This is a genomic window from Arachnia rubra, assembly GCF_019973735.1.
GTDB lineage: Bacteria > Actinomycetota > Actinomycetes > Propionibacteriales > Propionibacteriaceae > Arachnia > Arachnia rubra.
The window spans coordinates 1722089-1740892 of the sequence record NZ_AP024463.1; the positions used below are offsets into that span (position 1 = coordinate 1722089).

17 protein-coding genes, 1 tRNA gene and 1 other RNA gene are annotated in these 18804 nt (G+C 60.6%); 6 read left to right on the forward strand and 13 right to left on the reverse strand.

Features of this window, described 5'->3' with window-relative positions; genetic code table 11:
• Window positions 1-58 precede the first annotated feature (58 nt).
• From SK1NUM_RS07845 to SK1NUM_RS07860, 4 genes are all read right to left on the reverse strand, one after another.
• A complete protein-coding gene (locus SK1NUM_RS07845) occupies window positions 59-1759 on the reverse strand; it encodes a GerMN domain-containing protein (RefSeq protein ID WP_212320945.1) in 1701 nt (566 codons plus the stop codon).
• Window positions 1756-3339 (reverse strand): MtrAB system histidine kinase MtrB, encoded by a 1584-nt coding sequence (mtrB, locus tag SK1NUM_RS07850; RefSeq protein ID WP_212320947.1) that lies wholly within the window; start codon window positions 3337-3339, stop codon window positions 1756-1758. The genes SK1NUM_RS07845 and mtrB overlap by 4 nt, the downstream gene beginning before the upstream one ends.
• Window positions 3320-4054, reverse strand: a complete 735-nt coding sequence (mtrA, locus tag SK1NUM_RS07855; protein WP_212327603.1) for an MtrAB system response regulator MtrA — start codon at window positions 4052-4054, stop codon at window positions 3320-3322. The genes mtrB and mtrA overlap by 20 nt, the downstream gene beginning before the upstream one ends.
• A gap of 212 nt (window positions 4055-4266) precedes the next feature.
• Window positions 4267-4785, reverse strand: coding sequence for a YqgE/AlgH family protein (locus SK1NUM_RS07860; RefSeq protein ID WP_223927968.1), 519 nt, complete (start codon window positions 4783-4785; stop codon window positions 4267-4269).
• A 77-nt stretch (window positions 4786-4862) separates the two neighbouring features.
• Between SK1NUM_RS07860 and SK1NUM_RS07865 the strand changes: the two genes are divergently transcribed.
• The 3 genes from SK1NUM_RS07865 to SK1NUM_RS07875 all read left to right on the forward strand — a co-directional run bounded on the left by SK1NUM_RS07865 (window position 4863) and on the right by SK1NUM_RS07875 (window position 7860).
• Window positions 4863-6107: an alpha-amylase family protein gene (locus tag SK1NUM_RS07865; protein ID WP_212320951.1), complete on the forward strand. Its 1245-nt coding sequence runs from the start codon at window positions 4863-4865 to the stop codon at window positions 6105-6107.
• Window positions 6108-6696: 589 nt separating this feature from the next.
• Complete coding sequence (locus tag SK1NUM_RS07870; protein ID WP_212320953.1) at window positions 6697-7428, forward strand: glycosyltransferase family 4 protein; 732 nt, start codon at window positions 6697-6699, stop codon at window positions 7426-7428.
• Between the two features lie 15 nt (window positions 7429-7443).
• A complete protein-coding gene (locus SK1NUM_RS07875; protein WP_396020933.1) occupies window positions 7444-7860 on the forward strand; it encodes a glycosyltransferase in 417 nt (138 codons plus the stop codon).
• Between the two features lie 385 nt (window positions 7861-8245).
• Here the strand turns inward: SK1NUM_RS07875 and ssrA are convergent.
• From ssrA to prfB, 7 genes are all read right to left on the reverse strand, one after another.
• Window positions 8246-8614: a transfer-messenger RNA gene (gene ssrA / locus SK1NUM_RS07880) on the reverse strand.
• Window positions 8615-8652: 38 nt separating this feature from the next.
• Window positions 8653-9228: a DUF1707 SHOCT-like domain-containing protein gene (locus SK1NUM_RS07885; RefSeq protein ID WP_212320954.1), complete on the reverse strand. Its 576-nt coding sequence runs from the start codon at window positions 9226-9228 to the stop codon at window positions 8653-8655.
• Between the two features lie 69 nt (window positions 9229-9297).
• On the reverse strand, window positions 9298-9783 hold the full coding sequence (smpB, locus tag SK1NUM_RS07890) for an SsrA-binding protein SmpB (protein ID WP_212320955.1): 486 nt from the start codon (window positions 9781-9783) through the stop codon (window positions 9298-9300).
• Between the two features lie 24 nt (window positions 9784-9807).
• Window positions 9808-11085, reverse strand: coding sequence for a M23 family metallopeptidase (locus SK1NUM_RS07895; RefSeq protein WP_212320956.1), 1278 nt, complete (start codon window positions 11083-11085; stop codon window positions 9808-9810).
• A 113-nt stretch (window positions 11086-11198) separates the two neighbouring features.
• A complete protein-coding gene (gene ftsX / locus SK1NUM_RS07900; RefSeq protein WP_212320957.1) occupies window positions 11199-12101 on the reverse strand; it encodes a permease-like cell division protein FtsX in 903 nt (300 codons plus the stop codon).
• Between the two features lie 19 nt (window positions 12102-12120).
• Entirely contained in the window at window positions 12121-12807 is a 687-nt protein-coding gene (ftsE, locus tag SK1NUM_RS07905; protein WP_212320958.1) for a cell division ATP-binding protein FtsE, read from the reverse strand.
• 120 nt (window positions 12808-12927) lie between these two features.
• A complete protein-coding gene (gene prfB / locus SK1NUM_RS07910; protein ID WP_212320959.1) occupies window positions 12928-14043 on the reverse strand; it encodes a peptide chain release factor 2 in 1116 nt (371 codons plus the stop codon).
• 71 nt (window positions 14044-14114) lie between these two features.
• Between prfB and SK1NUM_RS07915 the strand changes: the two genes are divergently transcribed.
• The 3 genes from SK1NUM_RS07915 to SK1NUM_RS07925 all read left to right on the forward strand — a co-directional run bounded on the left by SK1NUM_RS07915 (window position 14115) and on the right by SK1NUM_RS07925 (window position 16060).
• Window positions 14115-14582: a GatB/YqeY domain-containing protein gene (locus SK1NUM_RS07915; protein ID WP_212320960.1), complete on the forward strand. Its 468-nt coding sequence runs from the start codon at window positions 14115-14117 to the stop codon at window positions 14580-14582.
• A 44-nt stretch (window positions 14583-14626) separates the two neighbouring features.
• Window positions 14627-14700 (forward strand) — tRNA-Val (locus SK1NUM_RS07920).
• Window positions 14701-15349: 649 nt separating this feature from the next.
• The gene (locus SK1NUM_RS07925; protein WP_212320961.1) at window positions 15350-16060 is read left to right on the forward strand and encodes a hypothetical protein; all 711 of its coding nucleotides are present in this window, start codon (window positions 15350-15352) and stop codon (window positions 16058-16060) included.
• Between the two features lie 21 nt (window positions 16061-16081).
• Here SK1NUM_RS07925 and SK1NUM_RS07930 read toward each other — a convergent pair whose 3' ends face one another.
• Together SK1NUM_RS07930 and SK1NUM_RS07935 are read right to left on the reverse strand one after the other, a co-directional pair.
• A complete protein-coding gene (locus SK1NUM_RS07930; protein ID WP_212320963.1) occupies window positions 16082-18295 on the reverse strand; it encodes a 6-phosphofructokinase in 2214 nt (737 codons plus the stop codon).
• 25 nt (window positions 18296-18320) lie between these two features.
• A complete protein-coding gene (locus tag SK1NUM_RS07935; RefSeq protein WP_212320965.1) occupies window positions 18321-18728 on the reverse strand; it encodes a DUF3052 domain-containing protein in 408 nt (135 codons plus the stop codon).
• Between the last annotated feature and the right edge of the window lie 76 nt (window positions 18729-18804).

Consider the following 18804-nt stretch of genomic DNA (forward strand, 5'->3'; position numbering starts at 1 on the left):
CAGAGAGGCACACTGTCCACCTTGGGCAGCTGGGTGCCGCTACGTTCTTTTTCCACACTCATCCCGGATAGCTGATCCAGGCCATCGGGGTCCTTGCCTGTTGCCAGGCGCTGTGCTGCTCGTACAGCAGGACGACTCCATCACCAGTCCGCACAGCGACGGAGTCCCCGCCTGGCCGGGGTAGGGCCGTTACCTGTACGGGCGTCACGCTCAACGGCCCGAGATCGGTGACCTCCGAACCATCCTCGTTCACCACGAACACAGAAGTGCCGGAACCCGCGTTGGCGATTACAGCAACACTGACCTCGCCGGTCCAGTCGAGTGAGACAGCATCTGCCAGTTCTGCCTCCTGGGAGGCCATCAGGTGGATTTCCTGCCACCCGGTGAGCTGGTTACCGCCGGCCAGCGATGCCAGGCCGAAACGAGGGGTCCCATCAATCCGGAGTATCATCGCGGCCCGTGTGCCGGAGGCATCCAGGGAGAAGTCCACCACCTCACCAGGCAATACTGAGAGGTCGATAGCCGTCGTAGACCCCTGAGAGGACATGCTGAGCATCTGCTGCTGTCCCCCTGAGCCTTGTCCCAGTAGCCAGAGCCGCCCCTGTGCGAAGTGAGCAGACCTGGCCTGGGTCAAGCCAGTGTCCGCTGTAATTGGAGCTCCACCGCTGGGGCCGATCTGGACTTTAGCGGGATCTCCCGTGACTGTCGCGGTGAGCGTGCCGTCCAAGGAGATGGCTGTCATGGCCGCCGCTGGCTCGCTGCCGCTGAGAGGGACAAAACTTGTGTCGGAGCTTAGCTTCCCAGCCCTACCCTCATAGACGCCGTAGAGATCAGCGGACCCGGCTCTGGAAAGTGGCTGGTATCCCTGCTGGGACGATAACTCCAGAATCTGCTTCTCATTCTGTCCTGGGAGTGGGTAAGCCTTCCCATCCGAGGTCAGGCGCAGGCCTGAGACCCTGGGAATCGATGACAACGACCACAGGAGCTGGGCGCCGAGTTCGCGGCGGGCCTCATCACTGAGACCTGCTCGCAGGCCCTCCAAGGCCACAGTCACAACACCCGACGAGTCGACGGTGGCTCCTGCTGATCCCAGCTTGGCTCCCTCAGGGATTGCGCTGCGTACCGTGGGAGAAAGAAAGGTCCCTGGCCCAGCCATCTGAGCTTCCACGACTCTGCCTGGGGTCAATTCAGAGGTCGGCAGGTGGATCAGCTCAGGGATCACCGTCTGTCCTGACTGAGAGATGAAATACGACCGCGCCGCGGTGTAGGAACGAGCAAAGATGTAGCTGGAAAGCAGCACGCCCTGCGGTGGCGCCGAGATCCGCCACTCCCCCGCTTCCTGGACCAGCCCGAAATCGTGGGAGAGGGATTCCCGGGACACTGCAAAACGCCCGGCAGTGTCCAGAACGCCCCGGGTGGTGCCGCGCAGCTCCATGCCGTCGCCAACGGCCTCCACCCATCCGTCATAGATGACGGTTCCCTGTTTGGGACCCCAGGCATCACGAGCAGACGAGGTCAGGTACTGGCGTGCCACCTGGTAGTCCCCCGAGGGATCCGCCATTGCCTGGAGGAATCCCTCGACAATCCGGGATGCGGCCATACCCTTCTGGGGCGGTTCAGGGGCGATCTGCACGCCGCGTCCCTGCGTGGTTGCGCTCACCTCCGTCACCGGCCCAGAGGTTGGGATATCAGCGCAGGCCCCGAGAGCCAGCGCCATGACTGCTGCGACCAGCCAGGTCAGCATGTTGCGGAGGCTCATCGCAGGTCCTTCCGGGCATCCAGGTCCATAGGAATGATGGGCAGCGGCGAGCTGTTCAGAGTCTTCTCAGAGTTGCGAGGCAGGGTCAGGCGAAACTGCGCGCCCTTGCCTGGCCGCCCCCACGCGGAGAGCCAGCCATGATGCAACCGCGCATCCTCCAGAGAGATAGCCAGCCCGAGCCCCGTCCCCCCGGCTGCCCTCGCCCGGGATGGGTCGGCCCGCCAGAACCGGTCGAAAACCCGGCCGGACATCTCAGCCTCGAAACCAACTCCGTGATCCCGCACCGTGACGGCGACAGCATCCTCGTCGGAGGCCACCGTGACGTCTATGGGGCGTCCCTCCCCATGGTCGATCGCGTTGGTGAGCAGATTGCGGAGGATACGGCGGATGCGCCGGGCATCCAGCTGAGCCTTGGCCTGGCCATCCAGCTGTAGGCGCAGTTCGCTCCCCTGGGAGTCGGCGAAGGCCCGCTGTGCCTGTGTCTCAGCCACAACCAGCGTGTCCATGTCAGTTTCCTCCAGCTCCAGGACAGCGGCTCCGGCATCGAACCTGGAAATCTCCAGCAGGTCCGCAAGCATGGAGCTGAACCGGTCGATCTCCGCGTACATCAGCTCCACGGTTCGCCCCGTTTCGGGGGACAGCTCTCCGCGGCCCTCATAGAGCAGGTCGGAGGCCATCTTGATGGTTGTCATGGGGGTCCGCAGCTCATGGCTGACATCGCTGACGAACCGGCGCTGCACTGTGGAGAGGGTCTCCAGCTCACGGATCCTCTGCTGCAAGTCTGATGCCATCTCGTTCATGGAGACTGCAAGCGAGGCCAAGTCATCTGTGCCCCTAACTGGCATCCGCTCATCCAGCTGTCCGGCGGCTAGGCGTAATGCAGTCCGACTGGCCTTGCGGACAGGGCGAACCACCTGAAGGGTCACGAGATAGGCGATGGCTGTCAACCCGGCCAAAAGCGCCACCCCGGTGGTGTAGACGGCTCGCTGGATATCCCGGAGTGTGGCCACCTCGCTCGTCATCGGGAAGACGTAGTAAACCGGAAACCGCTCGCCGGCGGATGTGACCAAGGTGGTGCCGATGGCGAGCCCAGGCTGAGCCTCACCTCCCTCACTACTGACCGGGATGGTGGTAGCGGTGATGTACATGCCTCCGGCCTTCACCTGCTGGCGCAGATCCTGCGGAACCGAGTCCAATCCGATGCCCGATGCCGATGACCCTGTTCCAGATCCCGAGGACAGAACAGAGGCTGGCCCCTCCACGATCACCAGATACTGGGCTGCCTGTGCCTCAGCGAGTTCCACCAAACGGCTGAGTTGCTCGTAGGTCGCCATTCCTAGCCTCTCCGGGGCCTGCAGCTGGCGCTGCATGAAACGGTGCATCCCGGATGCCTCCCGGATGGAAGCAGTCCTCTTGGTCTCCACGATGCCTGCCGTCGCCTGTTGCACCAGGAGGACCCCGGCTAGGACCAGCACGACGCAGGACGCGGTGAAGGTGGTCAGCACCACCCGCAGGGGCAGAGAACTCCACCAGAGCCTCGTCAGCTTCTGGCGGCCTCGCTCACCAGGGTTGCGGTTCACCGGCCCGGTATCCGATACCCCGCACGGTCACAACGATCTCGGGATGCTCGGGATCCCGCTCTACCTTGGAACGCAACCGCTGCACGTGGACGTTTACCAACCGTGTATCCGCCGCATTCCGGTATCCCCAGACCTCGTCGAGCAGCGCCTCCCGGGTGAAAACCTGTGAGGGACGTTTCGCGAGGGCAAGCAACAGGTCGAATTCGAGCGGGGTCAGCGGTAGCGTCACGGAGCCACGTTTCACGGTGTGCGCGGTGGTGGAGATCACGAGGTCCCCGATGGTCAGCTGATCAGCACCCGGGGCGGCGCTCACACGGCGCAGCCGGGTACGGATCCGGGCCAGGAGTTCTTTCGCCTTGAAGGGTTTTGCCACATAGTCATCGGCTCCGGCTTGCAGTCCTAGGACCACGTCATCGGTCTCGGACTTTGCGGTCAGCATCACGATCGGCACTCCCGATTCGGCGCGCATGTCCTTGCACACACTGACCCCATCACGCCCAGGCAGCATCAGGTCGAGTAGCACCAGATCGGGTCGATTCTCACGCATCGCTGTCAAAGCATCAGTGCCGGTTGCGCAGTGAGCAGTGTCGAACCCCTCCTGGCGCAATACGATCTGCAGCATCTCTGATAGGGCTGGGTCGTCGTCAACAATCAGTATCAGGGGGCGGTTCCGGTTCTCCACTAAGGCTGGCCTCCTTCCCGGGCTGGCGCCCATGCTAGTGGAGGTCTCAAGCATCCCCACAGTTCCCTGGTATGAACAGCCACCGCCGGGATCTCACAGGAATCGGCCGCTGACTCGCCCCTCCAGGCAACGGGATTGCTGCTCGCTGGCGGCGCTGGTCTACACCAGGCGGTACGCCTTCTGTATGCCTTAGCCATGAGGATGTCTCAAGATCGCCGGTCCAAGCATCGCCGCGGCAGCGGGCTCTAATTCCATTCAGGATGCTCGCTCCAGGTAGACCAGGTCCCGGGCCCGCCTCCGATCCGTCGCAGTACCCGCCGCCATAGGTTCTCCGGGGTCCCGAAGATTTCTTCAGCCAATGCATGCGTCCTGAACCAGGAGCCCCGCAGCAGTTCTCCGACAAGCTGTCCTGCTCCCCAGCCTGCCAGTCCCACGTAGATGCGGATGTGGACGTAGGCACCGCGAACCAGCTCCACCGGGGACTCCAGATCCAGCACGCCCACATCTGCGAAAACCCGCCTCCAGCCCGGCGGCTCCTCCCATGGGTTGCGGACCTGGGCCAGCCCGAGTGCTGTCTGGCCAGACACCGGGCCACCCTCGAAGAGCTGTGCGGGTGGCGTCAGCAGATCACTGAAATGCTCCAGCGAATCCACCATGTCCATCTCCCCCACCTTATGAAGACAGACGCCAAGACTGCCTTCATCATTGTGATCCAGCAGCAGCACGACACTACGCTCGAAGTATCCCCCCCCTCCCCGGCTCAGTCGCGATCAGGAGCTGTCCTGCCCTCGGTTCGCCCAGTTCCATGTGCCTATTCTCGCAGGGTGGTTACGATCTTCACATGAGCTGGGTTGAATATGCGATCTGGTGGCACGTCTATCCCCTCGGGCTGTGCGGGGCCCCGATCCGGGAACCCGATACGACCCCCGGGCCCCGGCTGAGACGCCTGTTTGACTGGCTCGACTACGCAATCGAGTTGGGATGTTCCGGCCTACTGCTCGGCCCCATCTTCGAGTCCCAGTCCCATGGCTACGACTCACTCGACCTGTTCAGAATTGATCCCCGCCTGGGCGGTGAGGCTGATTTCGACGAGCTTGTCGAGCAGTGCCGGTCCCGCGGCCTACGGTTGGTTCTGGACGGTGTCTTCAGCCATGTCGGCGCAGAATATCCTGGCGTGGCGAAAGCCTTGGCGGAGGGGCCGGGTGCTGGGGCCGGAGAGCTTTTTGACATCGACTGGGATGCTCCCGGTGGGCCCGCACCCAGGGTGTTTGAAGGACACGCCTCGCTGGTGCGCCTCAACCATGCCAGCCAGGAGACGGTGGATTTCGTGGCCAAGGTCATGAAGCATTGGCTGGACCGCGGCATCGACGGGTGGCGTTTGGACGCGGCTTACTCCGTGGCTCCCGAGTTCTGGGCGCAGGTGACAGGCCAGGTACGCCGTCACCATCCTGATTGCTGGCTGCTTGGGGAAGTACTCCACGGCGACTATGTAGCTTTCGTCGCTGATTCCGGCGTCGACTCCGTGACCCAGTACGAGCTGTGGAAGGCGATCTGGTCAAGCATCAATGACCGCAATTTCTTCGAACTGGACCATGCTCTCAGGCGTCATAACCAGTTCCTCGACGCGTTCCTGCCCAATACCTTCGTGGGGAATCATGACGTCACGCGCATCGCTTCCAGGGTGGGCGCCGACGGAGCCATATTGGCGCTGGCCATCCTCATGACCGTCGGCGGCATCCCCTCTATCTACTATGGCGATGAGCAGGGCTATGTCGGGGTAAAAGAGGAACGCCTGGGAGGCGACGACGACATCCGGCCGGTATTCCCCAGCAGCCCTTCTCAGTTCTCCCCGCTGGGGGCGCATCTCCTGAGAGCACACCAGGACCTCATCGGACTCAGGCGGCGTCACTCATGGCTGGTTAGAGCACGCACCGAACCCCTGCACCTGGAAAATGAAAGGCTTATCTATCGCAGCTTCGCACCAGATGGTTCCACGCACCTTGATGTAGAGATCGACCTGGCTGGCTCCCCCGCCGCCATCATCCGGGATGACTCCGGCGAAGAGCTGTGGAGTCATCACAGCTGAGAGTCATCACATTCTCAGCGGTAGTCATTCATAAGCGGCCTACAGTTGAGTAAACAAGCTGGCCCCGGCGTGGGGATGCTGTTCACAGTCGGCTTCCATCGTGACGAGACTCACCGCCGATGCCAAGTTGCCTATGTTCGTGAATAATTCCTTGAGTAAACCTCATGAGTCTCACTGGTTCTGAGGCATTGAGGTCGCCCTGAAATTTCTCAGCACCAAAAGAAAGGATTCATGACACACCCACCCAACATCATTTTTCGCCACCTGCGCTAACAGCGATACATCAGTAGGTTGACAACCCTCAGATGATTCCCTACGATGTTCAATCGATCTGGAATCGATTCCAGGACGCCGTTGCCACTGCGCCATATCCAGACGCCAGGACCGATGTGAGTTTTGCGCGTGAGCGCGCATCACGCCAGATATTTTGAGATCCTCCCAGGTCTTCGGATACCTTCCAGGCATGACCCAGGACTAAGCAAGCCCTATGGCCTTTTATCAGCCTCAAGCATGATTCACTAAATCCCGGCAGACTGTACCTCAATACACGGAAACACCTTTCATCTCACTCATCGAAAATGGAGCTCACATGCGCAAAATCCGGAGCAGAGTGCTACTGTGCCAACAGCAAACATTCCTCTATGGATTAGTAGGATCTTCGTCCCTTAATCGTCGCCTACTCCAGCTTCTCAAAGCCAAGGGACATGAGTGCCACGCTTTCACAAAATTCCATGGAAACCAGCACAAAGGAAGGTCATCGCTGCTATTGCAGATCGCCAGAGAACCCCTTGCTTCACTGGAGATTGACGAAAAAAGATACGTGAGATTTACAATTCAGGGCATAACTGTGCATTCAGCCGCCAGGAATGCAGTAGTAGATACGCTCACGTCTGTTATTTCCCAGGTGAATCCAGAGGTTATCATCATCTCGGATGAATCGGATGAGATGCTGCGAACTGCTATTGCTTCAGGACGTAAGGTCATCGCTGTTGCTCATCAGCAGTTCGATCTGCCCTTCGGACCGCTGAGTGAGCATGCTGATCCTGCTGGCGCCGATCTCTACCGCCGAGCGGCAAGGGTCGCCACGGTCAGCAAGTTCATGGCTGATTACTGCCAGCAGGAGGGCCAAGTCAAGGCTGATGTCGTACGCTTCCCGATCTTTGATACGAGTTCTCCATCGCAGGATATCCCTCAAGACACAGCTCGATTCATCACATTGATCAACCCCTGCGCGATGAAGGGCATAAGTACTTTCGTGAAGATCGCGCAAGAACGTCCATCGATGCTCTTCGCTGCGGTCCCCACATGGGGCACAACGTAAGCAGATCTGGAAGCCCTGCGCACAGCATCCAATATAAAACTTTTATCCCCGCAGAAGGACATAGGGAAAATCTTTGCCCAAACCCGGGTCCTCGTAACACCATCGTGGATTGACACTTTGTCAACAGTGACAGTCGAAGCCATGGGACACGGAATCCCGACGATCGGCAGGGATATCGGCGGAATTCGCGAAGCCAAGAGCAATGTTGATTTCCTCATCGCAAGCGAATCGGACCCCACCGTCACCCTACGGCAGGGGAAGATATATTTGATCCCGCCAGAGCACGAGGATATCTCCCACTGGATATCTGCTCTAGATGAACTCACACAAGATGACCGCTATCACCGCGATCTCGCTCGACGTTCTGCCATCGCAGCACGAAACTTCGTGGGAGACCCCTATCACACCTGGGTGGATCTCCTTGAGGGGTAAAGAACATCTGCAGGATCGATATTACCTCTGCAACAGCGGATGCCCACTACGCACCACACTAGGATCCGGGAATGAGGGTATGTTAATAGCATTCCCCCGTTCAAATTTCATCAAGATAACCCGCATTCTTCCTGACCCTTGTTAGTCCCTGTGCCAGGCGTACACAGACATGTGTCTTCGAGAGGTGAAGGGTGTTCTTTTGGCCACTGCTCCATGGACACCTGGGCTAGGGCAAGCGCACCCACTCACTCTTCTCACGGGCCTCGCATCATCGCCGGCAAAAGCCGGCCAGCAGCACAGGAGAACCTACCAATTGCCTATCGGCCCTGGGAAAACCAAACCCATCCTTCGCATCAAGGCAGAAAGGATGGGTTATGAAGGATACTTGTGGAGATGGCGGGAATTGAACCCGCGTCCTTGAAAGGCGAACCAGGGCTTCTCCGGGCGCAGCTGACTAGACGGTCTACTCGGCCCCTGCGCTCACGTCAGCAAGTCGCAGCCAGGCCCAGCTTCAGTTGAGTCCCGAACCGCCCCTGGAGCACAAGCGATTCAGCAAGCCTTCAGAAATGAGGCCAGGCTCCAGGAGGAAGGCGCTCCTGGGCGTGACCCTTCGATCGCTGATCAGGCAGCGAGAGCGAAGTCAGTGCGGTTGTTCTTGGCACTTATTGGTTCCCATGCAGCGTTAACGAGATAGGCATGGATCCTCGGCCCGCTTCTCCTCGAACTACCGTCCAAGTCGAAACCAGTCATCCCCTCTTGAGTTGTGCATGCTCTAGCGTACACCATCCATCATCAGCGATCCTCAGGAGGCCGCATGAGCATGAACCGTTCTATGAGAGCAGTCGACTTCTCCCCAGACACTGAGCGGATGGCCAGCCAAAGTGTCACCAGACTCCAGGCGACGAAGCCAAAGAGCAAGAACACCGATGGGACCAGATTTGAAACCACGAGGATGATGGCGATGGCCCCGTAGATCAGAGCACTGAACTGAAAGCACATGGCTCGCGAGGCCTCGGCGGCGGCGCGGCTTCCCTGCGGGGCTAGGGCCCGTCCGATGGCGGGAACCAGGAACATCGTCGGCAGGGTCGCCAGATGGAAGAATCCCGCTACCAGGTTCTGCAAGCCATCATGCACAGGATGCTTGGCCGCGGGAGGGGCGGGGAACATGCCAGCCACGCGGGCCAGCCCATGCAGTGAGGCGTTCAGCTCGGCACGTGTCTGAGCGGTCAGAGCCATCCCCAGTCTCTGTTCGAACAACTCTTCGCTCAGCTCCCCGGAAGCATAAACTCGCTGCAGGTACTCCACGGCACGGTCCCGCTGTACGTCTGTGATCGTGGTGGAAAGACTCGGATCGGTCATGTCATCCATGGTGCATCCGCAACCCATTCGCATCTACCGGGGTTAGCCCTGAACTCCCCCCGGTCCCCTCGTGGATGCTCACCGCCGTCCGGACCCCAGCCGATTACGTGCTCGCAGGGCTCGCTGCGCCTCACGATTCGCATCGCGCTCGGCGATGCTCTGTCGTTTGTCCCAGTCTCTCTTGCCTGTGGCCACAGCGATCTCCACTTTGGCGTAACCATCCTTGAAATAAATGGACAATGGCACAATTGTCTTGCCCGTGGCCTCGGTCTCCTTGGCGAGCCGGGCGATCTCCTTGCGGTGGAGGAGCAGCTTGCGGGAGCGCTTGGCTGCATGATTGCGCCACGTTCCGAACTCGTACTCAGGGATGTTGACATTTCGCAGCCAGACCTCACCATCATCAACCGTGGCGAATGCCTCTGCCAGAGACACACGCCCCAGTCTGAGGGTTTTCACCTCAGTACCGGTCAGTACCAGCCCAGCTTCATAGGTCTCCCCGATCTGGTAGTCGTGTCGGGCCTTCTTATTCTGAGCGACGAGCGTACGTCCGGTCTCTCTGGGCATTCCGCAATGATGCCACGCAGAGGCCTACTTGAACCAGCGGGCCATTGGATTTACAACAGAGCCGTTCTCCCAGGCCATGAGGTGCAGGTGACAGCCTGTTGAATACCCGGTGGTCCCGACGTATCCGATGACCTGGCCCTGGGACACATGATCTCCAACCGAGACCACATAGCTGCTGGCGTGGTTGTATCCCGTGGTCACGTAGGTGCCGCCCTTACTGCCATGATCAATCATGAGGCGATTCCCATACCCAGCGTTGAAGTAACGTTCAGAGACCACGCCGTCGCCCGCGGCACGGATCGGGGTGCCGCAGCCGGCAGCGAAGTCGGTGCCATCATGCAGTTTGCTGTAGCCGAGGACGGGGTGAACGCGCATGCCATAGGGAGAGCTGATTCCGCCATCCACAGGATGGATGAAACCAGCATTGGACGAGGAACCCGACGAGCCAGACCCAGAGTTTGAACTAGAACCGGACGAGGAACCGGAGTCCGCAGAGGATTTCTGCTGAGCCTCGCGTTCGCGCGCCTGACGTTCCGCCTCAGCCTGCTTTTGCTGTTCGATCCGCTCCTGGATCCGCCGGTCGACGTCTTTGGACTCGCTTTCCAGCTCGCTTTGACGGCCTTTCTCAGCGTTCAGCTGGGAGTCTGCCTTCTCCCGCGCGGCGTCATGCTGAGCAACCTTCTCAGCCACTTCACTCCGCTTTGCCGCGGCATCCTGCTCGGCCTGTTTGGAGGCCTCAAGCTGGTCTGCTGCGGCCTTGCGCAGCTCCTCAGCCTTGGCTTCGGCCTCGTCAGCCTCTTTCTTGGCTGTGTCCAGGCGGAACCGGCGTTCTGTCAGCTCGTCCAGTTCCAGGGCGCTGGAGCTGAACAGTGTGTCGGCGAGCTGTGCCCTCTGATTTATGTTTCCCGTCCCGACGTCATTGAAAAGAACCGACAGCTCGGCCAGGGCGCCACTCTGCTGGGTGATGACCGTGATCTCTTCAGAGGTGCGGGCATCCACGGAATCATACGCAGCCTGGGCAGCAGCCACGTCTGCTTGAGCTTTCTCCGCCTTAGTCTCAGCGGCCTTCAGCTCAGCGGCCCGCTGGGAATCGAGTTCCTTGGCCTCGGAGAGCCTTGACTCGGCTTGCGCCAGGGAGGCCTCGGCTTCGGCCAGTTCAGTCTTGGAGGAGTCCAGCGCCGCGATCGCGTCGGTGAGGTCCTTGGAGGCTCCCTCCACCACGGACTTCTGGGCTTCGATCTGCGAGTCCAACTGGTTTCGCTTATCCTCCAGGTCATCGGCCTTTGCCCGGGCAGAGGCCATGCCGAGCATCGTAACGCTCAGCACAGAGGCAACCAGGCCACAAGCGATTCGATTGAGGATGGGCTTTTCGGGTAGATGGGGAAGATCCCGAGTCACCTTATTCTCCTAACACGTCAGATTCTGAGGTACTTCCTGGTCGCCAGCAGCGTCGGAACGATAGACAGAATAATGCCAACCACTCCGATATAGAGAATGCCAGTAAATACGTGGGAAGGGCCAATCCAGGCTAAAGCTCTAAGTGAGGGTTTCGCGGTTTGCTCGATGAGCAGCACGTAGGTACCGGCAAGACTACCAGAGGCGATCAATATACCGATCAACCCAGCGATGAGACTCTCAAGCAGGAACGGCAATAGGATGTAGAAATTGGATGCCCCGACAAGACGCATGATCCCGATCTCCCGCCGGCGTGTGAAGGCAGCCATCCGAATAGTGGTTGAAATCTGTAGGGCAGCCGCCAGCAGCAACAATAGGCTCATGCCAATGGTCGCCCACTGAATTCCTCCCAGCGTGTTGAAAACGGGGTCGAGCACCTCTCGCAGGTCCCGGACGTTCTGAACCCCCTGAAGACCGTTGGCCTCACTGACGACTCCCTTGTAGTTCTCGGGGTTCTTCAGCTTGACCCGGAATGAGTCCTGCATCTGGTCGGCAGTGCGAGACTCGAGTATCGGCGAGTCCTTGAAGACTCGCTTGAATTCCTCGTAGGCCTCTTCCTGCGATTCGTAGAAGACTTCCTGAACCTCTGGGTTGGCCTGGAGGGCAGATTTGATGGCTTCGCGCTGGGCGTCTGTGGTGGCCTTCCCGGCCTCGCAACGGCCGCCCGTGGAGCGCTCGACGCATAGGAAAACGGAGATCTCAACCTTGTCGTACCAACGGTCTTTGACCAAATCGACTTCCATTGAGGTCAGCAGGCCGAGACCGAAGAGGGAAAGAGAAACCGACATGGTGACTATGACCGCGACGGTCATGGCCATGTTGCGCTTCAAGCCAGACCAGGTCTCCCGAAGTGTGTGCCTCATTTAAGATTCTCCCGGTTTCTCAGTTGACGCCGTAGACGCCCTTGGCCTGATCGCGCACGAGCTCGCCCTTGCGCAATTCCAGGACACGACGCCGCATCTGGTCCACGATCGAGGAATCGTGGGTGGCCATGATCACAGTGGTTTCAGTTCGATTGATGCGGTCGAGCAGTTTCATGATGCCGACGCTGGTCTCTGGATCGAGATTTCCTGTGGGCTCGTCCGCGATCAATATCTTTGGACGATTCACGAAAGCACGGGCGATAGCCACTCTTTGCTGTTCGCCGCCCGAGAGCTCTTCGTTAAGCCTGTTCTCCTTGCCCTCCAATCCCACGAGCCGTAGAGTTTCCGGCACCACGCGGCGGATGATCTTTGATGATTTCCCGATAACCTGCAGGGCAAAAGCAACATTCTCATATACAGTCTTGCCAGGAAGCAGCCGGAAATCCTGGAAAACAGTACCGATCTGACGCCGGAGCGCGGGGACCTTCCACTGGTTCAGGGTCGACAGGTTTTTCCCTGCGACGTACAAGGTCCCCTTCGTAGGGCGGTACTCCCGTAGGATGAGGCGTAAGAAAGTCGACTTGCCGGAGCCTGACTGCCCCACGAGGAAGACAAACTCCCCCTTGGCTATCTCAAGGTTGATGTTGCGAAGGGCCGGGCGATCCTGCCCGGCATAGAACTTCGTGACGTCCTCGAAAGTGATCACTGTGCTGCTCCGACCGACTAGGGGGAAGTTTCCTGAAAGTATCTCAGGACACGGCCTCTAGCAGTTAACCACGCACTCCCAACCCTGCTCAACCAACACGCCGTCGGCGGCTGATCCCGCTCAGCCCACAGCAGCTTTGTTCTTTTTCCGCCACCGGATCCCAGCGTCGATGAACCCGTCGAGGTCGCCGTCGAAGACCGACTCGGGATTGCCAACCTCATACTCGGTGCGAAGGTCTTTGACCATCTGGTAGGGATGCATGACGTAGGAACGCATCTGGGCTCCCCAGGAATTCCCACCGTCGCCCTTGAGGGCGCTCAGCTCTTTCTCACGTTCCTGCCGGGCTAGTTCCAGCAGGCGCGACTGGAGCACCCGCAGGGCAGCGGCCTTGTTCTGGAGCTGTGATTTCTCGTTCTGGCAGCTGACCACCACCCCGGTCGGGATATGCGTGATGCGCACCGCCGAGTCAGTGGTGTTCACAGACTGCCCGCCAGGACCAGAGGAGCGGAAGACATCGACCCTGATGTCGGCCTCTGGGATGTCGATGTGGTCGGTCTCCTCTGTCACGGGCAACACCTCAACACCGGCAAAAGAGGTCTGGCGCCGGCCCTGATTGTCAAACGGCGAGATCCTGACGAGGCGATGTGTGCCCTGCTCGACCGAGAGAGTGCCATAGGCGAACGGAGCCTTGACCGCGAAGGTCGCTGACTTCAGGCCGGCCTCCTCCGCATAGGAGGTGTCGTAGACCTCCACCGAGTAGCTATGACGCTCCGCCCAGCGCAGGTACATCCGCATCAGTTTCTCAGCGAAGTCCGCTGCGTCAACACCACCCGCCTCGGCACGGATCGTGACCAGGGCGTCTCGGGAGTCGTATTCGCCAGACAGGAGCGTGCGGACCTCAAGTGCCTCGATCTCCTGAGCAAGCCGGTCAAGTTCACGCCCCACCTCGGCCTTTGCATCGGCATCGTTCTCTTCCACAGCGAGCTCAAGCATCACGGCGGCGTCGTCGAGGCGGTTCCGCAAACCCTCAAGGCGTTCCACCTCAGCCTGGCGAACAGATAGGGTTGAGGTGACCCGCTGGGCATTCTCCTGGTCATCCCAGAGGTCAGGAGCTGCCACTTCCTCCGCGAGCTGCGCGATCTCAGCGCGCAACCTCGGCAGGTCAGCCACCGCCTCGATGGATTCCAGGGACTTCCCGAGCTGGTCGATCTGGGTTGTGAGGTCTGTTTCAGCCACAGACGGGCAGTCTACAGCCTCGCTCCCCTGGCAATGGCTCGTTGAATGGTGTCACCAGAGAAAGGAAACAGATGGCTGCGACGAAGACCCGCCTCAAGGCCGAACTGGCGAAGGCCCTGCGCGCGAAAGATGAATTCACCAAGTCGACTATCCGCATGATGCTGGCTGCCATCACCGTCGAGGAGATGGCGGGGAAGGAGGCACGAGACCTCACCGACGCCGAGGAGCTGGCTGTGATCACCAAGGAGCGCCGCAAGCGGCTGGACTCAGCAGCCATCTACGCGGAGGCTGGGCGTCAGGAGCTTGCGGACAAGGAAACCGCCGAGGCCGAGTTCATGGCCTCCTACCTGCCCGCTCCTCTGACCGGCGAGGAGCTTGATGCCCTCGTGGCTGCAGAGATCGGGAAGGTAGAGCAGAGCGGCCAGACTCCGTCCATGAAACACATGGGCGCGATCGTGAAGGCTGTGAACGCGGCGGCTGCCGGCCGTGTGCCGGGAGCAGAGGTCGCGGCCCGGGTGAAGGCCGCTTTGCTTGGTTGACTTGGCCCTGGCTGACTCCCCTGTGACACAATAAGCAGGCCCGAGGGCGCATAGCTCAGTTGGTTAGAGCACCTGCCTTACAAGCAGGGGGTCGGGGGTTCGAATCCCTCTGCGCCCACACAGCAGCCCGCGGCGCACCACCGGAGCAGTTTGCTCTCCTTCCCCCTGAAACACGTGCCTAGCAGGTCCGGCCAGGAAATAAACGACGGCCACCCGCCGGGGACCTAGACTGTTGTAAACCGGCCGTGATGGGAAGGAGACGGATGACAGACGATGCATCATGGTCCGCCAGCCCACGCCGATCCGCTGACTACGGGACGGCGGCCAGGCATGCCAGCTCCGTCGATGCCCGCCCCACCCATGGCCGCCACTCATTCTCGGAACCAGATCTTGAGCCACTCCCCGAGTACCGCGGCGCACGCCGGTTTGCCGAACCTGAACCCCATGAATCATTCGAATCAGGCCACAGCGCAGGTGAGGAGATAGGGCTAAGACATCAGACACCTCCCCTGGAGGCCCGACGTGAGCCCACCAGGTCGCGATTCCACCCCCGCACTGAACCAGTGTCAGATTTCTGGGCAACCGCAGAGGCCCGGAGCCGGGCGACGATCAGCCTGCAACCTGATTCTCCAAAGCACCAGGCCGATCATGAGGTGCCTTCTCCTTATTCCCCGACCTCTCCCGCCCCCCTGGAACAGGATGAGGTAGAACGGGATGAGAATGAGCAGGCGCGTCTCCCAGGCCAGACGTCCGGATCAAGGCCGTCCATGGGGTTGCGACGTGTTCTCATGCTGGTCCTGGCCGGAGTCCTGGTCATCGCGCTGGGCATAACTGCCTGGTCCTGGGCCGCACGCGGCAGCTGGCTCTCAGCTTCTTTGTGGCCTTTCGGGAATGCGAGCACCTCCCCGGAAGTCTCCAGCACACCGACCTCAAACCCGAGCGCCTCCCCAGACCCAGAAAGCACCGAGGGAGCACGGCCCGCCGACAACGAGCAGGTCGTCGACGATGCCAAGTTCAACGTCCCATCGGGCTGGAGCCTGTATGGGGAGGATCTCCAGCCGCCGGAGCCAGGCCGCAAGCTGGTACGCCTTCTCCATACGGGGACCGGCGTCCGTCTACAGGTGACCTCGATGACACCCCAGAGCAACCTCGGTGATCTGGGCACAGCCTGTGAGCAAGTCTCAAAGAATCAGCAAGAGCTCTTCAAAGACGTGACGGTCACACCAACGATCGCAGTGGGAGTCGACCAAACCCGGGGGGCAGGTTTCACGTGCGGATTTCACGGAACCCGCAACGAGGACGGCCTTCCCACCACAGTCACCTTCACCTTCCTGCTGCGCGCCAGCGACAGCCACATCCTGTCGCTGCGAAGCATGGTTCCTGACAGTGTCGACGTGGGCGCCGCAGCCCGCCAGGAAATGGCCGCCATGAACTGCACAGCCAGCCTGTCCTTTGGAATCAGCCTTCCCGTGTGCTGATATCACTGGTCAGGGAGCGGACTACTGCTGACCGGGACGACGACTCAGGATGTCGAAAGGCCTGCGCAGGGAACGCCACCACTGGGTACGCGGACGCATCTTCTCCCAGTCCATGTCCTCCACCACGTCATGCAGTGGGGCGAACAAGCCATCAGTTCCCGCATGGGCAGCCGCGTATTCAGCCAGCCCATCACGCAGCTGCCGGTGTAGGTAGCCGATCGCATTCCAGGCCAGCCGAGTGGCGTTGATACGGTCGAAAGGTGATGGGTTCCCTCCCTGCTGCAGGTGCCCGACCACGGCTTCCCGTACTGAGAACCGGCCTTGTCCTTCTGCCTCGTAGAGTTTCCCGAGCACATCGGTTGTGTAGTGCTCGCTGGTCCCCTCCCCCACAACAGCGAGGTAGAAGTTCCGCCCGGAGTCGAAGGCATCGACCAATGCCGCGATGTCGGATTCGAGTTCAGGCAGGGTAATCCCTGTCTCCGGCAGATAGGCCTTCTCCGCTCCCCCAGCGAGCCCGCCGACCAGAGGCAGAAAACCGCAGCCCCGCCCCATGGTCTCCACGATGAAAGCCCGTCTGCTGGCCGAGGCGCTCATCCGCAGCATGTCGATCGAGTCCACGATGGTGTTGAGGGCGGTGTCCGCGCCGACAGCCATAGGCCAGCCAGGGAGATTGTTGTCGATGCTGGCGGGAACCACCGCTATCGGGATGTTGAAGGCCGGGTAGCGTCTCCTCTCCCGTTCCATCAGGTCAGTGGTCGCGTAGGCGTGGTATCCGCCCATCACCAGAAGAGCATCAACCTGCTGGTCCTCCAGCTGCCGGGCGATGGAGTAGAGCTCGGTGTCCGAGGGCACATAACGACGAGTGCCGAAATCTGCTCCGCCGGTGTGAGCCATGCCCTCAACATCAGCCCAAGCCACCTCGTCAAAATTGCCCTCGATAAGTCCCGGCACTCCCCCACGCACCGCCAGCATCTGATATCCCAGATCGATCCCAGAACGCACCGCGACACGCGCCAGCTGGTTCATCCCTGGCGCCAGCGCCCCAGCATGCATGATCGCAATCCGCTTTCCTGCGGGATCTGCGACGGAGGGCCGGGCCTCGGTGATGGCGCGATAGATGTCGATCATCATCTGGAACCCCGGACCGCGGGATGCGATTGCCGCCGCATAGTCGCCCTCAGCTATGTAGTCAGCGATCCTGCGGGTGGCAACCACAGATTCCAGGAGCGGCTCCACACCAACCCTGTCACTATGGACGCCCACCAGCACTGGTTCAGCGTCAGTGCCGACCTCAAGTACCTCGGTAACGGCCCTGACTCCGCACGCCGTAGCCATCCAGCGATCGTATGCCGATGGCTTCCCACCTCGCTGGACATGTCCCAGGATCGTGATCCGCGCGTCCTCCCCGCTTTTCTCCCTGAGGATGTCCCGCACCCGGTTCGCCGTGATCGGCACCCCCTGCCGGTCTGCTGCGCCCTCGGCCACCACCAGTATCGAATCACGCCGTCCCGCCTCCCGTCCCCGGGTGAGCACCTCCACCATGCGGTCCTCCCAGCCGTCGCGAGGAGGAGACTCGGGAAGAAAAGTGTAATCTGCGCCGCCTGCGATGGCGCTCATGAGCGCAAGATAACCGCAATTGCGTCCCATCACCTCGACGATGAAGGTGCGCTGATGCGACTCGGCGGTGGCCGAGATAGCGTCTATGGCCTCTGTGATGCGGTGTAATGCCGAATCGGTACCTATCGTCATATCGGTACCCACCATGTCGTTGTCGATGGATCCCGCAAGACCCGCGACCTGCAACTCCGGATGGCGTTCCGCACTGTCCGAGGTCACTTGGCCACTGTCGACCAGCTCAGCTAGGAGCTCCCCCCACTCCAGGCGCAGCTGACGGGTCCCGGTCAGCGATCCATCGCCACCGATCACGATCAGTCTGTCGATACCAGCGTCCACAAGGTTCTTGACGGCGATCCGCCGTCCTTCCCGCTCCCGGAACTCCAGGCAGCGAGCCGTCCCGATGACCGTCCCGCCCTTACTCAAGATCCCGGAGACATCATTCCAGCCCAGCTGACGGATGTGGTCTCCACCCTGCACAGCTCCCTGCCAGCCCTCCTGGATGGCAAAGACCTCTGCACCAGCCTGGATAGCACCCCTGACAATCGCGCGCACAGCAGCGTTCATGCCCTGGGCATCCCCACCAGAGGTGAGGACCCCAATTCTTGTTGTTACAGTCATTCCACGCTCCTTTCGAGGTGGGGCATCAGCGCCGAGCAGCTCCCTTGGGGCGAACCACCTTGTGAGCCTGCCAGTCTGGCGAGACATTCGCAGAACTGGTGAGAGACAGCCCCGCTGTCGCGGTCCCTTCCGCGAGATCGCTCGGAGCCACGTATCCGGGTCTACCGACCTTCGGTGTCAGCAGCCAGATGACACCGGTGGCCGACAAATCCTTCATCGCATCCACCAGCCCGTCGACGACATCGCCATCATCATCCCGCCACCAGAGAACAACCACGTCGACAGCCTCGATGGCGTCTTCGATCATGTCGGCATCGATGGCATCCATGATCTCGTCACGCAGTTCAGGATCGGTGTCCTCGTCCCATCCCAGCTCCTGAACGACCATGCCTGTGCCCAGTCCGAGCAACTCGGCTCCCCGTGCGGCTGTCACGACACTTCCCCTTGAATTATGTGTCCCACGATGCCTAGCCTGCCAGATCCCCCGGTGCCTGCGCATCCGGGGGATC